A 20,605-nucleotide genomic window follows, 5' to 3' on the forward strand; every position below is an offset into this window, starting at 1 on the left:
GTGGTTCAGCTTATCAAAAGTCGCGCGCTGTGGCCGTGTTAGCATGCAACTAAACGCGCCATGGTAATGAGCACCATGGCCATGGGTCTTAAACCAAGTGGGCAAAGGTGAACCGTGTCTATTTCCGCTGTGTTAATAGTCAAAAACGAAGCGCACCATTTACGTGAGTGCCTGGAAACGCTGACCTGGGCCGACGAAATCGTGGTGCTGGATGCGGGTAGCCAGGATGACACCTGCGCGATTGCGCGTGAATTTACCGACCATGTGAGCGTTAATGCCGATTGGCAAGGCTTTGGTATTCAGCGCCAGAGGGCGGAAGCCCTGGCAAGCAGTGAGTGGATTTTGATGGTTGATGCTGATGAGCGCGTAACGCCTGAACTGCGCGACAGCATTAAAGATGCTGTTCAGCAGCCGCCTGCTGCCTATAGCGTGAGCCGCCTGTCGTGGTGCTTTGGCCGCTTTATTCGCCACTCTGGCTGGTACCCAGACCGCGTGCTGCGTCTTTACCCGAAAGGTCAGGCAGGGTATAACGCCGCGTTGGTGCACGAGAAGCTGGTCGTCGACGCAGGCCTTGCCGAAAAGCCGTTATCCGGCGACCTGCTGCACTACACCTACCGCGACCTGCGCCACTATCTTGAAAAATCTGCGCATTACGCCCAGGCCTGGGCAGAGCAGCGCGCCGCACAGGGGAAAACGGCCACGCTGTGGCAGGGCATTAGCCACGGGCTGGCCTGCTTTCTCAAAATGTATGTGCTTAAGGCGGGGTTTAAAGATGGCAAGCAGGGGCTGTTGTTAGCCCTGCTGTCCGCTCACTCAACCTTCGCTAAGTACGCGGATCTCTGGGTTCGTACGCAGACCTCCGAGAAGCAGCGCTGAGATCTGGTGGGCTGCCGCGTCGAGATCGATGGCAGTCATGTCCTGTGTGTCAGCGCCTGAAGGCGGGCTAAACGCCAGGCGCTTTTCCGCCCGGTTGCAGGTTTGCCAGCGCAGCGGCGTGGCTGAGCGCTTGGCCGGATAAAACCCCGCCGTGGCAATGTCCAGGCAGCCTGCGATATGCAGCGGCCCGGTTGAGCCGGCAATCAGCATATCCGCTCCGCCAAGCTGTAGGGCAAAGTCGTCGACACCTGCGGTGTCGGGGAAGTGGTCTGCTACAACACCATTTGTGGCAAGCTGCTCCCTCAACTCTTGTGCCTGGGGCTGCTCACTGGGGCCAGCGCTGATCAGCCAGCGTAGTGGTAGGTGCTGGCACTGCTGGTGCACTTGAGTGATCAGCGCTGCGTACTGCGCTACCGATAGATTCACAGCCGAGCCGCCGCTGCCAGGATGAACCACCACCACGCGCTCTGAAGCGTCGTTGACCAACGTTTGTCGCTGTTCATAACGCTGCGCGAAATCCATCGGCCAGAAGGGGGGCGAGGGCAGGGTGGAAAGCGTTAGCGAAAGGCGAGCCAGCAGTTCACAGGCCAAATCGACGTTGTACTGGTACTCCGGCTTTGCTGATTGCGAGCGGCGCTGGCGTACCCGTACGTTATAGAACACCTGCGCCCACTTGGTCGCCGGGGCAACGCGCAGCGGAATGCCTGCTTTCATGCCTAGCCAACCAATGCGCGGTGTCGAGAACAGCGTTAGCAGTGCATCGAATTTCGATTGTTTCACGTGAAACAATAGCGCCTGCTGCGCCGCTTTATCGGCCTGGCTGCCAGGGTCGATAATGACCTCGTCCACCCATGGGCACGCATTGGCTAACGGGGCCGTATAGGCAGGCACCAGTACCGTCACGTGGGGCGCAGGCGATGCCTGTTTCAAACACGCCAAAGCTGGCCACGCCAGCATAAAATCGCCGATTTTATCGTTACGCACGACAAGCAGTTTCTGCGCCATGATTTTAGGCCCCGTTAATAGCAGCCTGTATACTACAAGAGATTGTATTGATTGTTTAACGGTGCGCGGCTGGGTAGGGAATACGATGGCAAATAAGGTACTGCAACTGTGTCTTTCAGATGGCAAAGGCGGGATGGAGTTATACGTAGACCGTATTATTGAAGACCTGCAGTCAGAAGGGTGGGAAGTCTTCGGCATCTGCCTGAAAGATACCAAGGTAGCCACCTATATGCAGCGCAATGGGATTCCTTATAAGGCCTTTGCTAGCAACAGCCAGGCGCTCTCCCACGTATTCTCCATACGCCGCTGGCTGATCGAACAGAATATCTCTGTTATTCACTGCCATAAATCCAGTGATTTACGCCTCACCACGCTGTTAAAAGCACTGCTACCAAAACTAAGAATAATTTACACTGATCACGTGGGTGGGCAGCGCCCCAAAAAAAGCCCTTATCATCGTGTTGCCTATGGCAGTGTGGATCTTGTGCTCTCTATCAGCCAAGCAACGCATCAGCGTAATGTCCGCAATTTACCGCTTTCCCAGGAGCGTGTGGTTTGCTTGCCCCACGGGGTCGATATCGAGAAGTACCAGCCCACGAGTGACTCTGCTGCCATTGCGGCCAAACGCGAAGCGCTGGATGTTCCGGCGGATGCGGTGATGATTGGGTTGCCAGGGCGCGTCACACCGGGTAAAGGCCAGGACATATGGGTGAAAGCGCTGTTGGAATTAGACCCATCGCTTAACTTCTATGCGCTCTCAATTGGTGGCACAGACTATGCCTCCGGAGGTGTGGAAGCGTTTTATGCTGAGCTGCAGCGCCTTATCGCGGGTAACCCGTTGGCAGATAAAATCACCTTTTTAGGGCATCGCAGTGACCTCACGGATATTTTGCCGGTGTTAGACGTGGTGTGCATTCCGTCAGAGAACGAAGCCTTTGGCCTCACCATTATCGAATCCATGGCCTGCGGGATGCCTATTATTGGCTCGAATACCGGGTCGCTGCCGGAGCTGCTCAGTGCTGATGCTGGCGTGCTGGTAGGGCCGTTTGATGTGCCCGCCTGGCGAGAGGCTATGGATAACCTGATTCGTGATGCGGCCACACGAAAGGCCATGGGGCTTGCCGCGCGGCGGCGAGTCGAGGAGCACTTCAGTAACAAGCAGCACGTGAAGCGCTTAATGGAGATCTACTCAGTGTCGGCATAGCCTGCGTAAAGCGGCGCCATCAGATTTTCCACTTGGCTAGGGGCAAACTTCACCACAGACCGTTCCAGCCGCTGCAAGTTGCCCGCTTGCCATTTGCCCGGCGGGCGCAGTCGGCAGCGGTCGAGATCGATGAGCCAGGGCTTGCCAGCCTCATCCACCAGAATATTGCGGGCGTTGAGATCCACATGATCGAGCCCTGCCTGGTGAAACCGCTTGATCATGGCGCCTACGCGCATCAACAGCGCCTCGTCTGCCTCTTCGGCGCTCAGTAAGGAGGCGAGCGCTCGGGCGCCCGGGATGCGTACGGTCAGCAGGGCCGCCTCATAGGTCAAACCGAACCGAGTGACGCAGCAGGCCACTGGGCGAGGCACGGGAAGCCCTTGCTCATACAGCGCGGCGGTCAAGCGCACTTCACGAAACGCTCGTGTGCGCTCTGCCCCCAGCCAGACATAGCGTTGCTTGCTGACCTTGGCGATGAGCCCACCGCGCTGGTAAGGGCGCAGCACCCACTGCTCGTGGTCGCGTGCTTGCAGGAACAGGCTGCTGCCCCGGCCAGGCGCTTCGCCGACTACCAGGCCTCGCGATTGCCAGTAATCTGCCTCGAACAGCGCCGTGCTCAGTGGGTGAGTCGGGGAGGACAGTTGGTGTGATGCGGATGCGTCACTTAAACTGTCTGCATCATGTAGAATCAGCCCATTTTTCTGCTGGAGTGCCGCTAAGCGCATGAAGCCCTCTCTGCCTGCTCAACCAAACCATATTGCTATTTTGCGCCTCTCCGCTCTGGGAGATGTGTGCAATCTCGTGCCCACGGTGCGAGCGTTGCAGCGCCAGTGGCCGAACGCGCGCATTACCTGGATTATCGGCAAGGGGGAGCACAGTTTACTGGCCGGGCTTTCCGGGGTCGAGTTCGTCGTGTACGACAAATCGACGGGGCTCTCCGGCATGCGCGCTATCTGGCGCGAACTGGCGGATACCCGCTTCGATGTGCTGCTGCATATGCAGCAGGCCATTCGCGCCAGCGTGCTCTCGCTCGGGCTTAAAGCCAATGTGCGCGTCGGCTATGACAAAGCCCGTGCCAAGGACGCCCAGCACTGGTTTACCCAACACCAGCTAGCGCCCCATGCCAACGCCCACGTGCTGGAGTCATTCATGGACTTCGCCCGTTTACTGGGCGTCGAAGACGACCGCCTAGAGTGGAATCTCGCGGTGCCCGCAGTGGCCTATGAGGAAGCCCGCGCTATCAGCGGCGATGCGCCTTATTTGGTGATCAACCCTTGTAGCAACGCGCGGTTGCGCAACTTCCGCAACTGGTCCGTGGAAGGCTACGCCAGCGTGATTGAACACGCGTGGGTGCAGCACGGTCTTAAGAGCGTACTCACCGGTGGCGGCAGCCCGCTTGAGCGGGAAATGGGTGACCATATCGAAGCGCTCTGCCAGTCAGGTAGTGTGATCAACGCCATTGGCGGCACCTCGTTGAAAGGCGTATTGGCGCTGATCGATAACGCCCGCGCGGTGATTGCCCCGGATACGGGTCCTGCGCATATGGGCAACGCCATGGGCACGCCGACGCTTGGCCTCTATGCCACCACCAACCCTCAGCGGGCCGCCCCCTACTTGTGGCGCGATTTTGCCGTCAATGCCTACCCCGATGCGGTACGCACCTACCTGCATAAACCGGTGGACGAGGTGAGCTGGGGGCAGCGAGTACGCCATGCCGATGCCATGGACTTGATCAAGGCTGACGATGTGATTGCCAAGCTAGACGCGCTGTTGGCGCACACCGCAGCGCAGACCACAACAGGACCCTCGGATGAAAGTTGATTTAACCGCCCTGGAACATGCCCGCGTACTGGTGGTAGGCGACGTCATGCTCGACCGCTACTGGCACGGCGGCACCTCGCGGATCTCCCCAGAAGCGCCGGTGCCCGTGGTACGCGTGGAAGATGCCGACGACCGCCCCGGTGGCGCAGCCAACGTAGCGCTCAACGTGGCGTCATTAGGCGGCCATGCGGCACTGGCGGGTGTGGTGGGCGAGGATGAGAATGCCGAGCTGCTCACCAAACGCCTGGCTGCATCTGATGTAAGCACTTACTTTCAGCGCAGTGCCGAGATTCCCACGATCACCAAGCTGCGAGTGATGAGCCGTAACCAGCAGTTGCTGCGCTTGGACTTTGAGCAGCGCCTCGACAGTGTGGATACTAGCGGCCTGCTGACACAGGTTGAGCAAGCCCTGCCTGAGTGCGACGTGGTGATTTTATCGGACTACGGCAAGGGCACGCTCAACCAAGTGGAGCGGCTGATCGAGATGGCTCGCTACCACGGCAAGCGAGTGCTGATCGACCCCAAGGGCCAAGACTTCACCAAGTACCGGGGGGCCAGCTTGATTACCCCCAACTTAACCGAGTTTGAAGCCGTGGCGGGCCCATGCGCCACCGACGCCATACTGGCCGAGCGAGGCGAAGCGCTGCGTGCTGAACTTGAGTTAGAAGCGCTGCTGATTACCCGCAGTGAGAAGGGCATGACGCTGATTCGTGAAGGCCAAGCACCACTGCACCTGCCCACCCGTGCCCAGGAAGTGTTTGATGTCACGGGGGCAGGCGATACCGTGATTGGCCTGATGGGTCTAGCACTAGCCGCTGGCCACTCGCTGCCGGAAGCAATGATGCTGGCGAACCTCGGCGCGGGCCTAGTGGTGGCCAAGCCGGGCACCGCCACGCTCTCCATTGCCGAACTCTACACCGCGCTGCACGGCGACAAGCTGGCCGAATTTGGCGTGATTACGCAGGCAGCATTGGTGGAGGCCGTGCGCGCCGCGCAGCGTCGCGGCGAGCGCGTGGTGATGACCAACGGCTGCTTCGATATTCTGCATGCGGGCCACGTGGGTTACTTAGAGCAGGCCAAGCGTCTGGGCGACCGCCTAATTGTGGCGGTCAACGACGACGCCTCCATTGGTCGCTTAAAAGGACCAAAGCGCCCCATCAACCCGCTGAACCGGCGGATGCAGGTACTGGCCGGGCTCGGCGCGGTGGATTGGGTCGTGCCGTTTAGTGATGACACGCCCGCCGCCCTGATTGAGCAAGTACTGCCGGATATCCTGGTTAAAGGCGGCGACTACCGCCCCGAGGATATCGCTGGCGGCAGCGCCGTGATTGCCAACGGTGGCGAGGTGAAAGTGCTGGGCTTTGAAGACGGTGTGTCCACCTCGGCGATGATCAGCTCGATTCTGGATCGCGAAAGTTAATGGCGCTATCCCGCTGGCCGCGATTGGCCTATTCGGCGGTGCTGTATGGGCTAGCGCCGCTGATTGGCTGGCGCATCTGGCGTGAGCAAGTACCCACTTACTCGCGGCTCCAGCGGCTGGGGATGCGCCTTGAACCACTGCCGCCCGCGCCACGCATTTGGCTGCACTGCGCCTCGGTAGGCGAGGTACGCGCTGCCCGCCCGCTGATCGAAGGGCTGCTGGCGCGGTTTCCTCATCATAGCGTGTTGCTGACCACCATGACCGCCACCGGCGCCCAGCAGGCGCTGGCGCTGATCGCAGAGCAGAGCGCTACCGATCAGCGTCGTCTTACCCACCGTTTTCTTCCTCTGGATTTCCCCGGCGCGGCCAAGCGCTTTGTGGCCCGCGTACAGCCTGAGCTTGCCATCCTGTTTGAAACTGAGCTGTGGCCGAATCTGCTTCACGCCTGCCACCGGCAAGCGGTGCCTGTTGCAGTGGTCAACGGCCGACTATCGCCCCGCGCGTTTGCCCGCTACCAGCGTCTTCGCCCGCTGATGCACAGCGCCTTAGCCAATGTGACGTGGCTGGCTGCCAAGTCGTCACAGGATGCCGAGCGTTTCCAGGCATTGGGCTGCGCGCCTAGCACTACCAGCGTGGTGGGTTCGCTGAAGTTTGAGCAACCCTTGCCGACCAAGGCACTAAAAGAGAGTGAGTGCTTACTACAGGCATGGGATGGGCGGCCCGTTTGGGTAGCGGGGTCCACCCGTGAAGGGGAAGAGGCGCTACTGCTGTCGGCACACCGTCAACTGCTTAAACACTTTCCAGAGGCGCTTTTAGTGCTTGTTCCACGCCACCCCCTGCGCTTTGACGACGTGGCTCAACTTTGTGAGCGTGACGGCTGGGAGGTCAGTCGCCGTAGCCAGCAACAGCCTGTCACGCCTTCCACTCAAGTGTATTTGGGCGACACATTAGGCGAGCTGTCAGTGCTGTACGGTGCGGGGAGCGTGGCTTACGTGGGCGGCAGCCTGGTACCGCTGGGTGGGCACAACGTGTTAGAGCCTGCCGCATTGGGTAAGCCCGTGCTGTGTGGTCCGTCGCTGGAGAACTTCAGCGATGTTGCCGAGCCGCTGTTGGCGGCCAAGGCGCTGACCGTGGTTGATTCCGTAGCAGCGCTTGCAAGCGCCTTAGCAGAGTATATCGCTTGCCCTCAGCGTGCTCGGCAGGCGGGTGAGGCAGGGCAGGCGGTGATCGAAGCCCATCGCGGGGCGCTGTCGCGCACCCTGGATGGGCTTGGCCGCTACTTATAGCGCCGTCCGCTCTACGCCATCAGTCTTGCCCAGCAGCAGTATGTCGGCGCCGCGTGCGGCAAACAGGCCGTTGGTAACCACGCCGACAATGGCATTAATGCGCGCTTCCATGGCGACCGGATCATCAATCATAAAATTAAAGCAGTCGATGATATGGTTGCCGTTATCGGTCACCACCCCTTGGCGATACACGGGCTCGGCTCCCAGCTTGACCAACTCCCGCGCCACGTAGGAGCGCGCCATGGGAATCACCTCCACCGGCAGCGGAAAGCGGCCTAGCTGTGCCACGTATTTGGAACCATCGGCGATACAGATGAAGCGTTTGGCGCAAGCGGCCACAATCTTTTCACGGGTCAGCGCTGCGCCGCCGCCTTTGATCATATGTAAGTGAGCATTTACTTCGTCTGCACCATCGATGTAGAAAGGCACGTCGCCCACATGGTTCAGTTCAAACACCTCGATACCCAGGCCTTTCAGCCGTTCGGCACTGGCTTCCGAGCTGGCAACAGCACCTTTAAACCGGTCGCGTAGAGGGCCTAAGCGGTCGATAAATAGGTTGGCCGTCGAGCCGGTACCGATGCCCAGCACCGTGTCTTTATCCAGGTGAGGCTCTATTTCGCGAATGGCGGCATCCGCCACGGCAGCTTTTAGTTCATCTTGTGTCATGATGGTTCCAGTATCAGGAGAGGCAGTCGCCCTTAGTATAACGACCTAATCGCTGGCTGCCGATGGAAACGCCGCTAGACGTTGCTAGGCGTAATCTGCTACCAATAAAGGTTTTGTTCGCACCCGTCAGGGTCACGTCATTTTTCTGGGATGTCAGCATGCTCGAAGCAACCGTCAAAAAGATCCTCCAAGCCCGCGTTTATGAAGCCGCTTGCGAGACGCCTATTTCTTCCGCTCCCTTTTTGTCGCGTCGTTTCAACAACCAGATTTTGATTAAACGCGAAGATTTGCAGCCAGTGTTCTCGTTCAAAATCCGCGGGGCCTACAACAAAATGGCCCAGTTGACCGATGAGCAGAAAGCCAAAGGCGTGATCGCTGCTTCGGCGGGCAACCACGCCCAGGGGTTAGCCATGGCGGCTAAGCTGATGGGCGTGAAAGCGGTGATTGTCATGCCGCGCATTACGCCGGACATCAAAGTGCAGGCGGTGCGTGCCCGTGGCGCGAAAGTGGTGCTAAAAGGTGATGCCTTTGCCGCCGCCGCCGAGCATGCCCAGGAGCTGATCAAAGAGCACGGCTACACCTATATTCCGCCGTTTGACGATATCGACGTTGTGGCAGGCCAAGGCACTATTGGCGTTGAGATTCTGCGCCAGCACAGTGGCCGGTTAGATGCGATTTTTATCCCCGTCGGTGGCGGCGGGCTGATTGCCGGAGTGGCCGCCTATGTGAAGTACCTTCGCCCGGATATCAAAATCATCGGTGTAGAAGCGGAGGATAGCGCCTGCTTGAAAGCCGCGCTAGATGCAGGTGAGCGCGTGGTGCTAGACCAAGTGGGTGTGTTTGCCGAGGGTGTGGCCGTGGCGCAAATTGGCGACGTGCCGTTCTCACTGGTGCGTGACCTGATCGACGATGTCATTACCGTGAACACCGATGAGATGTGCGCGGCGGTCAAAGACATTTTTGAAGATACCCGCGCGGTGGCAGAAACATCAGGGGCGCTGTCGCTGGCGGGTCTCAAAAAATACGTTCAGCAAACCGGGGCGGAAGGCGAGACGCTGCTGTGTATTAACTCTGGCGCCAACACCAACTTCGACCGCTTGCAGCACATTGCCGAGCGCACCGAGTTGGGTGAGCAGCGCGAAGCCATTCTGGCCGTCACCATTGCAGAAAAACCTGGCAGCTTTAAGAAATTCTGCCGCACGCTGGGCAAGCGTATGGTCACAGAGTTTAGCTACCGCTACGCCGACGATAGCGAAGCGCATATCTTTGTGGGAGTTCAGGTAAAACCAGGCGGTGAAGACCGGCAAGCGGTGATTGAAAAGCTGCGTGAAGGCGGTTATCAGGTGGAAGACTTAACCGATAACGAGTTGGCGAAACTGCATATTCGTCACTTAAGCGGTGGCCGCCCCAGCGAACGTTTTGAAGAGGAGCTTTACCGCTTCGAGTTTCCTGAACGTCCTGGCGCATTGATGAACTTCTTAACTCAGCTGCCACACGACTGGAACATTTCGCTGTTTCACTACCGTAACCACGGGGCTGCCTATGGCCGCGTTCTGGTGGGCATGCAGGTGCCCAGTGAAGATCGTACCCATGTTGCGGAGTATTTAGACGCGATTGGCTACCGCTATTGGCAAGAGAGTGATAACCCCGCTTACCGGCTCTTTATGGCGTAACACTATGTAAGTGCTTACTAACGGTGCATGCCAGAGCAGCTAGGCAGAGAGGTGTTGTTAAAACGTTTAATTAAGGGGTTAAAATAGTGCTATTAGCAGTTGTCATTGAGCCCCTTATGGCCCTATAGTCGTGAGCGAAATTAGTGAAGTGGGTCATCTTCTCAAAATGAAAAACTTGGTGACGCACTAAGGGCATTTGGCAACTGTTAAACACGTTGGAGAAGAGGCATGCGGCGTAGAAAGCCTGATATGGTGATGGCGTTAACAGTGGTGTTTTTACTGGGTGTATTAGCCACTGGATATGCACAGGCGCTGTCGGGGAGTTAACCAACGGTTAACAGCAGCGTACTAAGTGCTAACGCTATACCTGCTAGGTGAACACATAAAACGGGCTGATCATTTTGATCAGCCCGTTTTTGTTGGTCGAACGACGCCAATATCGCTCACCACCGCATTGAGAGGGATATCCCAAGGCTCAACAGGCAGTGTATCCACCTGCTGGCAGGCATGGGCCACACCAATTAGTGCGGGGGCTGGCCCAGGTCGACGCATAAACGCCAAGCTGCGGTCATAAAATCCGCCCCCCATGCCCATACGGTTAGCCTGCTGATCAAAACCCACCAACGGTACAATCAGTGTGTCCAGCGCCCACGCGGGCAGCCGGTTGCGGCGCTGGGCAGCAAAGCGCGGGCAGGGCTCGGCAATGCCAAAGCGATTTTTGACCATGGGCGTTGTCTCCCCGTAGGCCACAAACCAGAGGCGGTTATCGCTCAAAGGACGTAGAACAGGCAAGTAGATGGTGACACGGCGCTGGCGCAACCAAGGGATTAACGGCGTCGGGTCGATTTCCCCGTTGACTGGTAAATAGAGGCTAATGCGTTTGGCGCGCTGAAGCTCTGGCATGCCTTTCAAACGTTGGCAGAGCGTATAGGCAGCCTGCTTTTGCTGTTGGGCGGTAAGAGTGCGGCGTCGGCGTTTGAGTTCGCGACGTAGCGCAGATTTGTCGTTGGGTAAGGTGTGAGTCATAACGCGGAAGGTCATTACAAAGTGTTCCCCAGAATGCCGCTGTCGTTCTGGCCCTGAACCTACTGGTTCAGGTGGGTGGCCGCAGCCAAACCGTCAGGCTTTCCGACGCACGGACATGCACACGGGTCTGGCTAGCATTTGGCCCCCTGGGTACTGCACATAGGCTCGAGGGACTATAACGACTGGCGTACATCCCAGAGAACATCGCTATCCTAACAGAGCCGCCGCTAATGCCAAAGTATCGGTTGAAGATGTTGGAGGGCTTAAGGCTCTTTGCGCGGCCGAGTGCCCGCAAGTGCTCGCTCAAGCCGATCATTTAAGCGGTTGAGGTTGGCTTCTCCGGCGCGGTGCTCATCCAGCGCTTCCAGCAGCTCGTGGGTAATATTTAGCGCCGCCATAATCGCGATACGCTCGCTGCCCAGCACGCTGCTTTGGGCATGAATGCCGTGCATGGCGCGGTCCAAATAGCGAGCAGCGCGTTCAAGCTGGACTTCTTCGCCCGTGTCGCAGGCAATCATATAGCTGCGACCCAGTAGGGTGATCTCTTTCGTTGGCCGCTTTGCGTTACTCATCAATGGCTCCAGCACGGGCCAGCAAGGGGCCCGATGCGTTAACATCACTACATAGGAAGGATAGACGGGGTTCACTATAAGAGAGCCGCTTGTGCGGGGTCAACGCGCAGGCTCGCCCGCCTATCCTCGTGGTCTTATCTTTACACTGTATAAAGCGAGCATGAATCATGTCATTGATTGACGAGCGCCAGGAATTTTCTGACATAGCGGATGTATTTTTACTTCACGGTAGTATGCAGTCTCCTGCGTTTTTGGATGGACGGCTGTGCGGCTTATTGGCTCTGCGCGACGTGACGGCCGAGGCGTGGCTGGAAGAAGTGTGTCTCAGTTTGGGGGTAGAGCAACCCCGTGACCCGGCCAGCGCCGAGCGGCTGCTAGGCTGGCGTCGTCAAACCCTAGAAGCGCTGAGCGCCAGCGACCTGAACTACGCGCCATTACTTCCCGATGAGCTGTTCTCTTTGGCAGAGCAGGCCCAAGGGCTGAAAGAGTGGACGCTTGGCTTTATGGAAGTAGTGGATGAGGTGGCCGATGACACCCTTCGGGAGCGCTGGTCGCAAACGCTGAAAGAAGCGATTGATGATCTGGAGGGCCTTGGCCAGATGGAGACCGATATCGACGATAGCACGGAAAACGAGAACGACCTGTTTGCTTTAACCGAGCATGCCCGAATGGCGGCCATGTTGCTGTACACCGAACAGCACCCGGGTAAGCCACAGGTAGAGCAAACCGACGCCCCCGTTCATTGAACCCACTTCACGCTTGCATAGGAGCCGTTATGCTCACGCCACTGCCTCGCCCTGCTGCTATTCAACCAGACGAGTATCGTCGGCGCCGAGAAGCGCTGATGGCACAGCTGCCAACCAGCGCCGCGCTGGTGGTGCCTGGGGCGTCGCTCGTCACCCGCTCCCACGACAGCGAATACCCTTTTCGCCAGCAGAGCGACTTCTACTATCTAACGGGCATTCAAGAGCCTGACGCGCTGCTGGTACTGCTACCAGGCCGCGCTGAAGGGCAAAGTGTAGTGTTCTGCCAAGACCGCGACCCCACTATGGAAGCCTGGACCGGCCGACGACTAGGAGCGCAGGGCGTTGTCAGCCTGCATGGTATCGACCAAGCGTTCGAGAACGCTGAGCGCGACGACCTGCTGCCAGAGCTGTTGGATGGCCGTGAGCTGCTCTATGCGCCGCTGGATAACCCCGACGCGGTTAGCATCGCTGAAGAGGCGCTTGCCCATGCCCAAGCGGGCATGCGCCGAGGCAAGCCCGCACTAAAAGGCTGGCTGGATAGCCGTCCACTGATTCACGAGATGCGCCTCATCAAAAGCCCCGCTGAAATTGCTTTGCTGCGTCACGCAGCAGCCATTTCAGCCCAGGCCCACGTACGCGCTATGCGCACCTGCCAAGCCGGGCTAAGTGAGTACCAGCTTCAGGCCGAGCTGGAGCACACTTTTGTGTGGCACGGCGCTAGCGGGCCTGCCTACGGCACGATTGTGGGCGGCGGCGCCAATGCCTGTGTACTGCACTATATTGAGAACAGTGATGTGCTGGAGGAGGACACGCTGGTACTGATTGACGCTGGTGCAGAGTTTGATCTCTATGCGGGCGACATCACGCGCACCTTCCCGGTGAGTGGGCGCTTTGATGATGCTCAACGGGCGCTTTACCAAGTGGTGTTAGATGCCCAGGTGCGTGCGGTGGATGCCATTGCGCCTGGCGCTACGCTAGCGGACATCCATCAGGGCGTGGTGCATGACCTTACGGTTGGCCTGATTGAGCTGGGGCTTTTAGAGGGAGACGTTCAGGCGCGCATTGATGACGAAAGCTATCGGCGCTTTTACCTCCATTCCACTTCTCACTGGTTAGGGTTGGATGTACACGATGTGGGCACCTACCGCTTGGACGAAGCGACGCCGCGCCTGCTTGCCCCAGGCATGGTGCTTACCGTGGAACCTGGGCTCTATATCCCTGATGAAGACGATATTCCCGCTGCCTATCGCGGTATTGGCATTCGTATTGAAGATAACGTTGTGGTTACCGAACAGGGGCATGACATTCTCACTGATGGCGTGCCGAAACAGGTAGACGAAATAGAGCAGTTGATGGTTAAAAAATAACCAGCAAAAACGGTCTGTTTTTTTGTTTATGTAAACTACGTTACGAAATTACGTTTAGCCAAGGTGCTTATAATGTAAGTGCGTTATATAAGCGCGTATTGTGAAGAGGAGAAGCCAATGCATGGGGCAGAACAGGTAACGCCTGCACAGCAGCAGTCGCCCACCCATGACATCGTGATTGTGGGCGGTGGGCTGGTGGGTGCCAGCTTGGGCTGTGCATTGGCACCGCTGATTGAGCGCTATGGCTGGCGCGTCGCCATCATTGAGGCCAATGCGCTACCGCAGAGCGCCGAGGAAACGACGTGGCAGCCAAGCTTTGATGCCCGCGCCAGCGCCATTGCTGAAGGCTCGGCACAGCGCTTTCGACAGCTAGGCGTGTGGGAAGCGATGCAGGTCGAGGCCACACCGATTAATCGTATTCATATCAGCGAGCGGGGCCGTTTGGGCGCGACGCGTCTTAATGCACAAGAGCTAGGCGTCGCTGCCTTGGGTCACGTGATACCCAACGCTTGGATGGGACGCGTGTTGCATCAGAAGCTGCAGCAATTACCGATTGAGTGGCACTGCCCAGCCACGGTGGCACAGATGACTCCCACGGCCAGCGGCCACCATTTGCGGCTTTCCGATGGCAGCGAGCTAACGGCCGCGCTGACCATTTTGGCCGATGGCGGCCGCTCGGGGCTGAAGGAACAGCTAGGGATTGCTAGCCGCCGCCACTCCTATGAGCAGACGGCGGTCATTGCCCATGTGGGCATTAGCCAGCCCCATCAAGGGATTGCTTACGAACGCTTTACCTCCGAGGGACCCATCGCGCTGCTGCCACTGCCGGGGCAGGCTATGGAGCTGGTCTGGACCCATGCCAGCGGTAGCGAGCAGGCACGATTATCGCTACCGGATCATGCCTTCTTGAGCCAGCTTCAGCAGGCGTTTGGCGACCGAGTCGGGCGCTTTGCCCGCATTGGCCAGCGGTTTAGCTATCCGCTTTCGCTGGTGACTGCAGAAGAGCCCGTGCGCCCCGGCTTAGCCGTGCTGGGCAATGCGGCCCATGCGCTGCACCCAGTAGCTGGCCAGGGCTTCAATTTAGCGCTGCGTTCAGTGATGGATTTGGTTGAAGCGCTCTCCCAAGGTGCTCAGCAGCAGCACTCCTTGGGAGATATGAGCACGTTGCAGGCGTTTGAGCGCCGCCGCGCCCAAGACCGCGCCAATGTGATCCGCTTTAGTGACGGCTTAGTGCGGCTGTTTGGTTACTCATTGCCGCTGCTGCCCCACGCCCGTGGCGCTGGGTTGATCGGCCTTAATTTGATTGGCCCGCTGCGCCGTGGCTTGGCACGCCGCGCGATGGGCCTGGAGCGCTGACGCTCTTATCAGTGCCCTCAATGACCCAAGCCAAGGAGTGTTATGACAACGCAATCACAAGCAGCTAAGCCGCCCGTCACGCGTTTCGATGCGGTAATTGTTGGCGCGGGTATGGTGGGCGCTGCGCTGGCCGGGCTACTGGCAGAAGCGGGAATGCAGGTGGCGCTGGTGGAAGCCAAGGCATCGCCGCTGCGCCTGGATGACGTCGCTGGCGAGATTCCTGCCCCCCGCGTTAGCGCGCTGACCCCGGTGTCCCAACGGCTGCTCACGCATTTGGGCGTATGGCCCGCCATGGCGGCGGCAAGGGTAACGCCTTACCGCTATATGCAGGTGTGGGATGCTGAGGGTAGTGGCCATATTCACTTCTCGGCGGACGAAGCGGGCACCGCCGTGCTCGGCCATATTGTAGAAAACGATGTCACACAGGCCGCGCTGAATCAGCAAGTTGCCAAGCAGCCGACCCTGACACGCTTCGATGGCGTCAGTGTATCGGCGCTACAGACGACTGCCAGCGGCCGCTGGCTGGTACTGGAGGACGGTAGCCAGCTACAAACGCCGCTGGTGATCGCTGCCGACGGCGCACGCTCTGCCTTGCGAGCGCTAGCAGGCATCTCGGTGGCGGAGGAGTCCATGGAGCAAGAGGCGGTTGTCACCACGGTGCGCTGCGCACAGTCCCACGGCGCTACCGCTCGCCAAGCCTTTATCGGTGGTCGTCCGCTGGCTTTCTTACCGCTCACTGCCAATGGAGATGATCGCTTCTGTTCCATTGTATGGTCCACAACGCCTGAGCATGCCTGTGAACTCACCGCTTACTCTGCTGAGGCACTGGGGAAGGCCCTTGGCGAAGCTTTCGACCATCGCCTGGGCGATGTCATGCCCGTGGATAGCGCCTATCGGTTTCCGCTGGTGCAACGCCACGCCCAGCATTATGTGCAGCCCAACTTGGCTCTAGTAGGCGATGCCGCCCATAGCATTCATCCGCTGGCCGGGCAGGGCGTTAATTTGGGATTAATGGACGCGGCGGTATTAGCCGAAGAGGTGGTGGCGGCATGGCACCGGGGTGCCCCTTGGGGTAGCTTGGCCACGCTGAGTCGCTATGAGCGCCGTCGGCGCTTGGATAACACGGCCATGCTGGGCTTAATGAAAGGCTTTAAGGTGCTGTTTGGCAGCCATCAGCCAGTGTTTACGCTGGCGCGCAACCTGGGGATGAGTGGCATGAACCAGCTCGTGCCGCTTAAGCGTGTGGTGATGCGGCAGGCGACCGGAGAGCGGGGCCGCCTGCCGGCGTCGTGCCGCTAGCTAGCCGCGGCGGCGATCCACCACGTTCAGCGCTTTCAGCAGGTTAAGGGCTTCGCTGAGCTGGTAGTCGTCGCGCAGCCGCTGAGACATGGCGGCGCGCTCCGGGGGCATATCGTCTTGGCTGCTTAAGTGGCCGTCTAGATCTGCTTCGCGAATTTCACGACGCCCTTCCGCGACTTCCAGACGGCCGCGTACCACCTCGACATCCGGCTCGATGCCTTGCGCCTGGATCGAGCGGCCATTCGGAGTGTAGTAAAGGGCGGTAGTGAGCTTCAAACCTTCGCCGTTGCCCAACGGCATGATCTGCTGTACCGAGCCCTTACCAAAGCTTTCAGTGCCCATGATGACGCCCCGGCGCTGGTCTTGCAGAGCGCCTGCGACAATTTCAGCCGCTGATGCGCTGCCGCTGTTGATTAGCACCACGAGCGGTATGTCGCCCGCCGGCGTATCCGGAGAGGCAGAAAACGACATTTCGGTATCCGAGAGTCGCCCTTCGGTATACACAATCAGCCCTTCATCCAGAAAGAGGTCCGTCACTCCGACCGCCGCCTGAAGAACGCCACCAGGGTTATTACGCAGATCCAGAATTAAACCTTCCAGCGGCTGATCGCGCATCATGCGCTCAATGGCTTGGCGCGCCTGTTCGGGAGTACGTGACTGAAACTGGCTGATACGCAGGTAGCCGTAGCCTGGCTCCAGCGTTTCATGTTTGACACTCTCACTGCGGATCACTTCGCGGGTGAGCGTGAACTCGCGGGGCGACTCTTCACCTGAGCGCAAAATAGTTAAACGCAGTGGCGTGCCGGGTTCGCCGCGCATTAAGTTGACGACTTCCTGCAGCGATAGGCTATCGGTGGGGGTGCCATCGATGGCGACGATAATATCCTGAGACAGCAGGCCGGCCCGTGAAGCGGGCGTGTCATCAATGGGCGTGACGACCATCAGTTGGCCATTCTGGGTGCCCACTTCAATGCCGATACCGCCAAACTCGCCTTGGGCAGACTCTCGCAGGCTCTGATACTCCTCCTCGTCTAAATAGGCCGAGTGAGGGTCTAGCTCGTTGAGCATGCCGCGCATGGCATTGCGCAGTAAGGTGCGGTCATCCACTTCTTCTACATAGCCGCGTTTGATGCGCTCGAATACTTCCGCGAAGGTTTGTATCTCTTCTAGTGGCAGGTCGTCGGCAACGCTGTTCGCCGGTTGGGCTGCCAAGGGTAGCGGAGCAGCCAGCAGCGCGAGCGGAAGCAGGGTAGCCAAGAAGCGCTTGGCAGGGGCCGATACCTCGGTAACAGATAGCGTCATGCGGACTCCGCTAGGCGAAAGGCAGTGCCAGTGGCACTGCACGGGTTGTGAGGTTCATGGTAAAGAGAGCGACAATAAAGAACGTGACTATAAAGAGAGTAGCACCAGCTTATCCCGTCAACGGCGCGCAATCCAACGTTGCGGATTAATAGGTTCTCCGCCTCGTCGCACTTCGAAATAGAGGGCGGGTCGGGATTGTCCTCCACTATTGCCCACTCGGCCTATGGCATCACCACGACTCACCTGTTGACCGGGACGGGCGCTGAACTGTTGCAGGTGCGCATACAGCGTCATGATCTGATCGCCATGGTCGATGATCAATAAGTTACCGAACCCTCGCATCCAGTCGGCAAACACCACACGGCCTGAATGAACCGCCGTGACTGCCGTGCCTTCGCTGGCCTGAATCACGATGCCGTTGTAGTGAACCCCGTTCCGCCGCTGAAAGCTGGCGGTGATGCTGCCTTGCACGGGCCAAGGCAAATCGCCTTGGGTGCGGGTAATGTGCGTGGTAGGTGTGGGCTCTGCCAGGCGCGCCAGTTCGGCCTGAATCGCGCGGAGCTGTTGCTCGGCCTGTTCGCGGCTCTGGCTGAGATCGGCCAGGCGGTCGGCTTCGCTCTCGTAACGATCATCCAGCGTGGTCACGACGCTGCGCCGCTCCTCGGTACGGCGGGCCAGCAGCGCGCTTTGCGCTTCCAGTTCGTCCGCCAGGGCATCCAGCCGGGTCTGGCGCTCGGCCAGCGCCTGCTCGGTATCCACAAGCGCGGTATCCAGACGGGCGATATCGGTCAAGCGCTGCTGGCGCGCCTGTGTTAGCCGGTTTAAGTAGGCCTGCATGCGGTCAAGTTCAGCGGGATCGCTTTGGTTGAGCAGCAACTTCAGCTGGGGCGTTGGCCCCAGCCGGTAAAGCGCGGCAAGCTGCTGACCTAGCGCGGCGTACTGGGCATCGCGTTCACCCTCTAAGCGTTCGCGGTGCTGGCGTAGCTGGGTGGTTTCATCGGCGAGCTGGCGTCGCTCGGCCTGTAGCTGGTCCAGCCGCTGGTGGGTCTGGGCCAGCTCTGTTTCCACTTCCCTTAGCTCTTGCTGGGCGCTGTTCCGCGCTTGGCCGGTGGCACTCAGCCGCTCGGCCATGGCGTCAATCTGTTGACCGAGGGCATCGAGCTGCTCTCTGGCGGCCTGCTCGTCCTGTTGTGCCATCGCCGTCGACGAATAGCCCAGCATTAGCAAGGCCGTCGTTAATAAGGCCGTTCGAGCTAGCCGTTGCCACATGGGCATTACTCGAAGCGCAGCAGCGGAGTTCCGGTCATCGCCTCAGGCTGTGGCTGATTCATCATGGTCAGCAGCGTGGGGGCAAGGTCACACAGGCGGCCATCTTCGAGCTGGGCGGCGCGCTCACCAACGTATACTAGCGGCACCACAAAGGTGGTGTGGGCAGTTTGCGGTGCACCGGTTTCCGGGTGAACCATCTGCTCGGCATTGCCGTGGTCGGCAGTGATCAGGCAGGCACCGCCCGCGCGCTCAATCGCTTCCACCACGCGGCCAACGCAAATATCGACGGTCTCAATCGCTTTCACGGCGGCGTCGAAATCCCCAGTGTGGCCTACCATGTCGCCATTGGCGTAGTTGCACACCATGAGATCGAAACGGCCGCTATCAATGGCTTCTACAAGCTTATCGGTAATCTCATAGGCGCTCATTTCCGGCTTTTCGTCGTAGGTTTTAACGTCACGGGGGGAGGGCACCAGGATGCGCTCTTCGCCTTCGTACTCAGCTTCGTTACCGCCGGAGAAGAAGAACGTCACGTGGGGGTACTTCTCTGTTTCGGCAATCCGCAGTTGGGTGAGGCCGCGCTTAGCGACCACTTCGCCTAGGGTGTCGGTTAAGTCGGTGGGCGGAAACGCGGCTGGCGCGGCGATGTCCGCTGCGTAACGCGTCATCATGACCAAGCCATCACCGGCAAGCGTTGGGCGCGCACGGCGCTCAAAGCCGGTGAACTCTGCATCGGTGAAGGCGCGGGTCAGCTCACGAGCGCGGTCGGAGCGGAAGTTTAGGAATATCGCTGCGTCGCCATCTTGTAATGTGATGGCGTTACCGTTAACCGGCACGCTGGTCGCCGCCACAAATTCGTCAGTTTCGCCGCGCTGGTAGGCGTCGCGTAGTCCGCTTTCCGCGCTGGTGGCGGTGTAATCGGCGTGGCCGTCGGTGAGCAGGCGGTAGGCTTGTTCAACGCGCTCCCAGCGGTTGTCGCGGTCCATGGCGAAGAAGCGGCCAATGATGGAAGCCACAAAACCGTTATCGGCACCGACCAGTTCTGAAAGGCGAGCGTTGGCGCGCTCGATAGACGCCAGTGCGCTTTGCGGCGGCATATCCCGCCCATCTAGAAAGGCATGCACGTAGATGCGCTGGGCACCGCGCCGCGCTGCTAGCTCGGCCATGGCAATAAAGTGATCTTCGTGGCTGTGGACACCGCCTGGAGAGAGCAGGCCCAGCAGATGCACGGCACGGCCATTGGCGACTGCTGCGTCGATGGGCTTGGTGAGCACCTCGTTGGTATCCAGGTCGCCATCTTCAATGGCTTTGGTGATGCGCGTGAAGTCCTGGTAAACGATACGCCCGGCACCCAGGTTCATATGGCCGACTTCGGAGTTGCCCATCTGGCCGTCGGGTAGCCCCACATGACGGCCATCGGTATGCACGAAGGCGTGAGGGCGGTTGGCCCATAGCGCGTCCATCACTGGGGTGTTGGCCGCAGCGACAGCGTTGTAGGCGTTGTCGGGGTTGTGGCCGTAGCCGTCTAGGATAATCAGCGCAACGGGGCGCGGTGCAGGTGTTGTCATTGAAAATTCCCTCGTATTTGAGTCAGCCAAGCGACGTGAGGTGCAGTTTGAAACGCTGGTGAGGGCGGCTCAGCCAGTTTTCAGACAACACCTGATAATCGGGGTCGCGACAGGCGCGCGCTTGGGGCATCATAACGCAGGCAGCCGTC

At 59.2% G+C, this 20,605-nt stretch carries 18 protein-coding genes and 1 other RNA gene; 10 read left to right on the forward strand and 9 right to left on the reverse strand.

What is annotated here, in order from left to right; genetic code table 11:
• Window positions 1-114 precede the first annotated feature (114 nt).
• Window positions 115-876 (forward strand): glycosyltransferase family 2 protein, encoded by a 762-nt coding sequence (locus tag NH344_RS13330; protein ID WP_044628556.1) that lies wholly within the window; start codon window positions 115-117, stop codon window positions 874-876.
• Here the strand turns inward: NH344_RS13330 and NH344_RS13335 are convergent.
• Complete coding sequence (locus tag NH344_RS13335) at window positions 814-1,881, reverse strand: glycosyltransferase family 9 protein (RefSeq protein ID WP_044628555.1); 1,068 nt, start codon at window positions 1,879-1,881, stop codon at window positions 814-816. The two genes, NH344_RS13330 and NH344_RS13335, sit on opposite strands and share 63 nt — an antisense overlap.
• A gap of 85 nt (window positions 1,882-1,966) precedes the next feature.
• Here NH344_RS13335 and NH344_RS13340 point away from each other — a divergent pair, with 85 nt between their 5' ends.
• Complete coding sequence (locus tag NH344_RS13340; RefSeq protein ID WP_044628554.1) at window positions 1,967-3,085, forward strand: glycosyltransferase family 4 protein; 1,119 nt, start codon at window positions 1,967-1,969, stop codon at window positions 3,083-3,085.
• On the opposite strand, the gene NH344_RS13345 is transcribed toward NH344_RS13340, so the two are convergent.
• On the reverse strand, window positions 3,067-3,810 hold the full coding sequence (locus NH344_RS13345; protein WP_044628553.1) for a 3-deoxy-D-manno-octulosonic acid kinase: 744 nt from the start codon (window positions 3,808-3,810) through the stop codon (window positions 3,067-3,069). The two genes, NH344_RS13340 and NH344_RS13345, sit on opposite strands and share 19 nt — an antisense overlap.
• On the opposite strand from NH344_RS13345, the gene NH344_RS13350 reads away from it, so the two are divergent.
• The 3 genes from NH344_RS13350 to waaA are packed head-to-tail and all read left to right on the forward strand — an operon-like array spanning window position 3,809 to window position 7,612.
• Window positions 3,809-4,906: a glycosyltransferase family 9 protein gene (locus NH344_RS13350; protein ID WP_044628552.1), complete on the forward strand. Its 1,098-nt coding sequence runs from the start codon at window positions 3,809-3,811 to the stop codon at window positions 4,904-4,906. The genes NH344_RS13345 and NH344_RS13350 overlap by 2 nt on opposite strands.
• Window positions 4,896-6,326, forward strand: coding sequence for a bifunctional D-glycero-beta-D-manno-heptose-7-phosphate kinase/D-glycero-beta-D-manno-heptose 1-phosphate adenylyltransferase HldE (gene hldE, locus NH344_RS13355; protein WP_253028003.1), 1,431 nt, complete (start codon window positions 4,896-4,898; stop codon window positions 6,324-6,326). Before NH344_RS13350 ends, hldE begins: the two co-directional genes overlap by 11 nt.
• A complete protein-coding gene (gene waaA, locus NH344_RS13360) occupies window positions 6,326-7,612 on the forward strand; it encodes a lipid IV(A) 3-deoxy-D-manno-octulosonic acid transferase (RefSeq protein WP_253028004.1) in 1,287 nt (428 codons plus the stop codon). The genes hldE and waaA overlap by 1 nt, the downstream gene beginning before the upstream one ends.
• Here waaA and rpiA read toward each other — a convergent pair.
• A complete protein-coding gene (gene rpiA, locus NH344_RS13365) occupies window positions 7,607-8,278 on the reverse strand; it encodes a ribose-5-phosphate isomerase RpiA (RefSeq protein WP_062375153.1) in 672 nt (223 codons plus the stop codon). The two genes, waaA and rpiA, sit on opposite strands and share 6 nt — an antisense overlap.
• A 158-nt stretch (window positions 8,279-8,436) precedes the next feature.
• On the opposite strand from rpiA, the gene ilvA reads away from it, so the two are divergent.
• A complete protein-coding gene (gene ilvA, locus NH344_RS13370; RefSeq protein WP_253028005.1) occupies window positions 8,437-9,951 on the forward strand; it encodes a threonine ammonia-lyase, biosynthetic in 1,515 nt (504 codons plus the stop codon).
• Window positions 9,952-10,356: 405 nt separating this feature from the next.
• On the opposite strand, the gene NH344_RS13375 is transcribed toward ilvA, so the two are convergent.
• The 3 genes from NH344_RS13375 to NH344_RS13385 form a co-directional block, all read right to left on the reverse strand.
• Window positions 10,357-10,992 carry a 5-formyltetrahydrofolate cyclo-ligase gene (locus NH344_RS13375; protein WP_228168942.1) on the reverse strand — a complete coding sequence of 212 codons (636 nt, stop codon included), beginning with the start codon at window positions 10,990-10,992 and terminating at the stop codon, window positions 10,357-10,359.
• 6 nt (window positions 10,993-10,998) lie between these two features.
• Window positions 10,999-11,181, reverse strand: a non-coding RNA gene (gene ssrS / locus NH344_RS13380) — 6S RNA.
• A gap of 59 nt (window positions 11,182-11,240) precedes the next feature.
• A complete protein-coding gene (locus NH344_RS13385; protein ID WP_044628546.1) occupies window positions 11,241-11,549 on the reverse strand; it encodes a cell division protein ZapA in 309 nt (102 codons plus the stop codon).
• Between the two features lie 167 nt (window positions 11,550-11,716).
• On the opposite strand from NH344_RS13385, the gene NH344_RS13390 reads away from it, so the two are divergent.
• The 4 genes from NH344_RS13390 (at window position 11,717) to NH344_RS13405 (ending at window position 16,317) form a co-directional block, all read left to right on the forward strand.
• Window positions 11,717-12,295 carry a YecA family protein gene (locus NH344_RS13390; protein WP_044628545.1) on the forward strand — a complete coding sequence of 193 codons (579 nt, stop codon included), beginning with the start codon at window positions 11,717-11,719 and terminating at the stop codon, window positions 12,293-12,295.
• A 29-nt stretch (window positions 12,296-12,324) separates the two neighbouring features.
• Window positions 12,325-13,662 (forward strand): Xaa-Pro aminopeptidase, encoded by a 1,338-nt coding sequence (pepP, locus tag NH344_RS13395; protein ID WP_253028006.1) that lies wholly within the window; start codon window positions 12,325-12,327, stop codon window positions 13,660-13,662.
• Window positions 13,663-13,779: 117 nt separating this feature from the next.
• The gene (ubiH, locus tag NH344_RS13400) at window positions 13,780-15,018 is read left to right on the forward strand and encodes a 2-octaprenyl-6-methoxyphenyl hydroxylase (RefSeq protein WP_253028007.1); all 1,239 of its coding nucleotides are present in this window, start codon (window positions 13,780-13,782) and stop codon (window positions 15,016-15,018) included.
• Window positions 15,019-15,060: 42 nt separating this feature from the next.
• Window positions 15,061-16,317, forward strand: coding sequence for a UbiH/UbiF/VisC/COQ6 family ubiquinone biosynthesis hydroxylase (locus NH344_RS13405; RefSeq protein ID WP_172515185.1), 1,257 nt, complete (start codon window positions 15,061-15,063; stop codon window positions 16,315-16,317).
• Here NH344_RS13405 and NH344_RS13410 read toward each other — a convergent pair whose 3' ends face one another.
• The 3 genes from NH344_RS13410 to gpmI all read right to left on the reverse strand — a co-directional run bounded on the left by NH344_RS13410 (window position 16,318) and on the right by gpmI (window position 20,456).
• Window positions 16,318-17,619, reverse strand: coding sequence for a S41 family peptidase (locus NH344_RS13410; protein ID WP_253028008.1), 1,302 nt, complete (start codon window positions 17,617-17,619; stop codon window positions 16,318-16,320). It lies immediately after the preceding gene.
• A gap of 117 nt (window positions 17,620-17,736) precedes the next feature.
• A complete protein-coding gene (locus tag NH344_RS13415) occupies window positions 17,737-18,894 on the reverse strand; it encodes a peptidoglycan DD-metalloendopeptidase family protein (RefSeq protein WP_253028009.1) in 1,158 nt (385 codons plus the stop codon).
• Window positions 18,894-20,456: a 2,3-bisphosphoglycerate-independent phosphoglycerate mutase gene (gene gpmI, locus NH344_RS13420; RefSeq protein WP_253028010.1), complete on the reverse strand. Its 1,563-nt coding sequence runs from the start codon at window positions 20,454-20,456 to the stop codon at window positions 18,894-18,896. Before gpmI ends, NH344_RS13415 begins: the two co-directional genes overlap by 1 nt.
• Window positions 20,457-20,605 lie beyond the last annotated feature (149 nt).

The sequence above is a fragment of the Halomonas sp. Ps84H-12 genome (assembly GCF_024124725.1).
Classification (GTDB): domain Bacteria; phylum Pseudomonadota; class Gammaproteobacteria; order Pseudomonadales; family Halomonadaceae; genus Vreelandella; species Vreelandella aquamarina.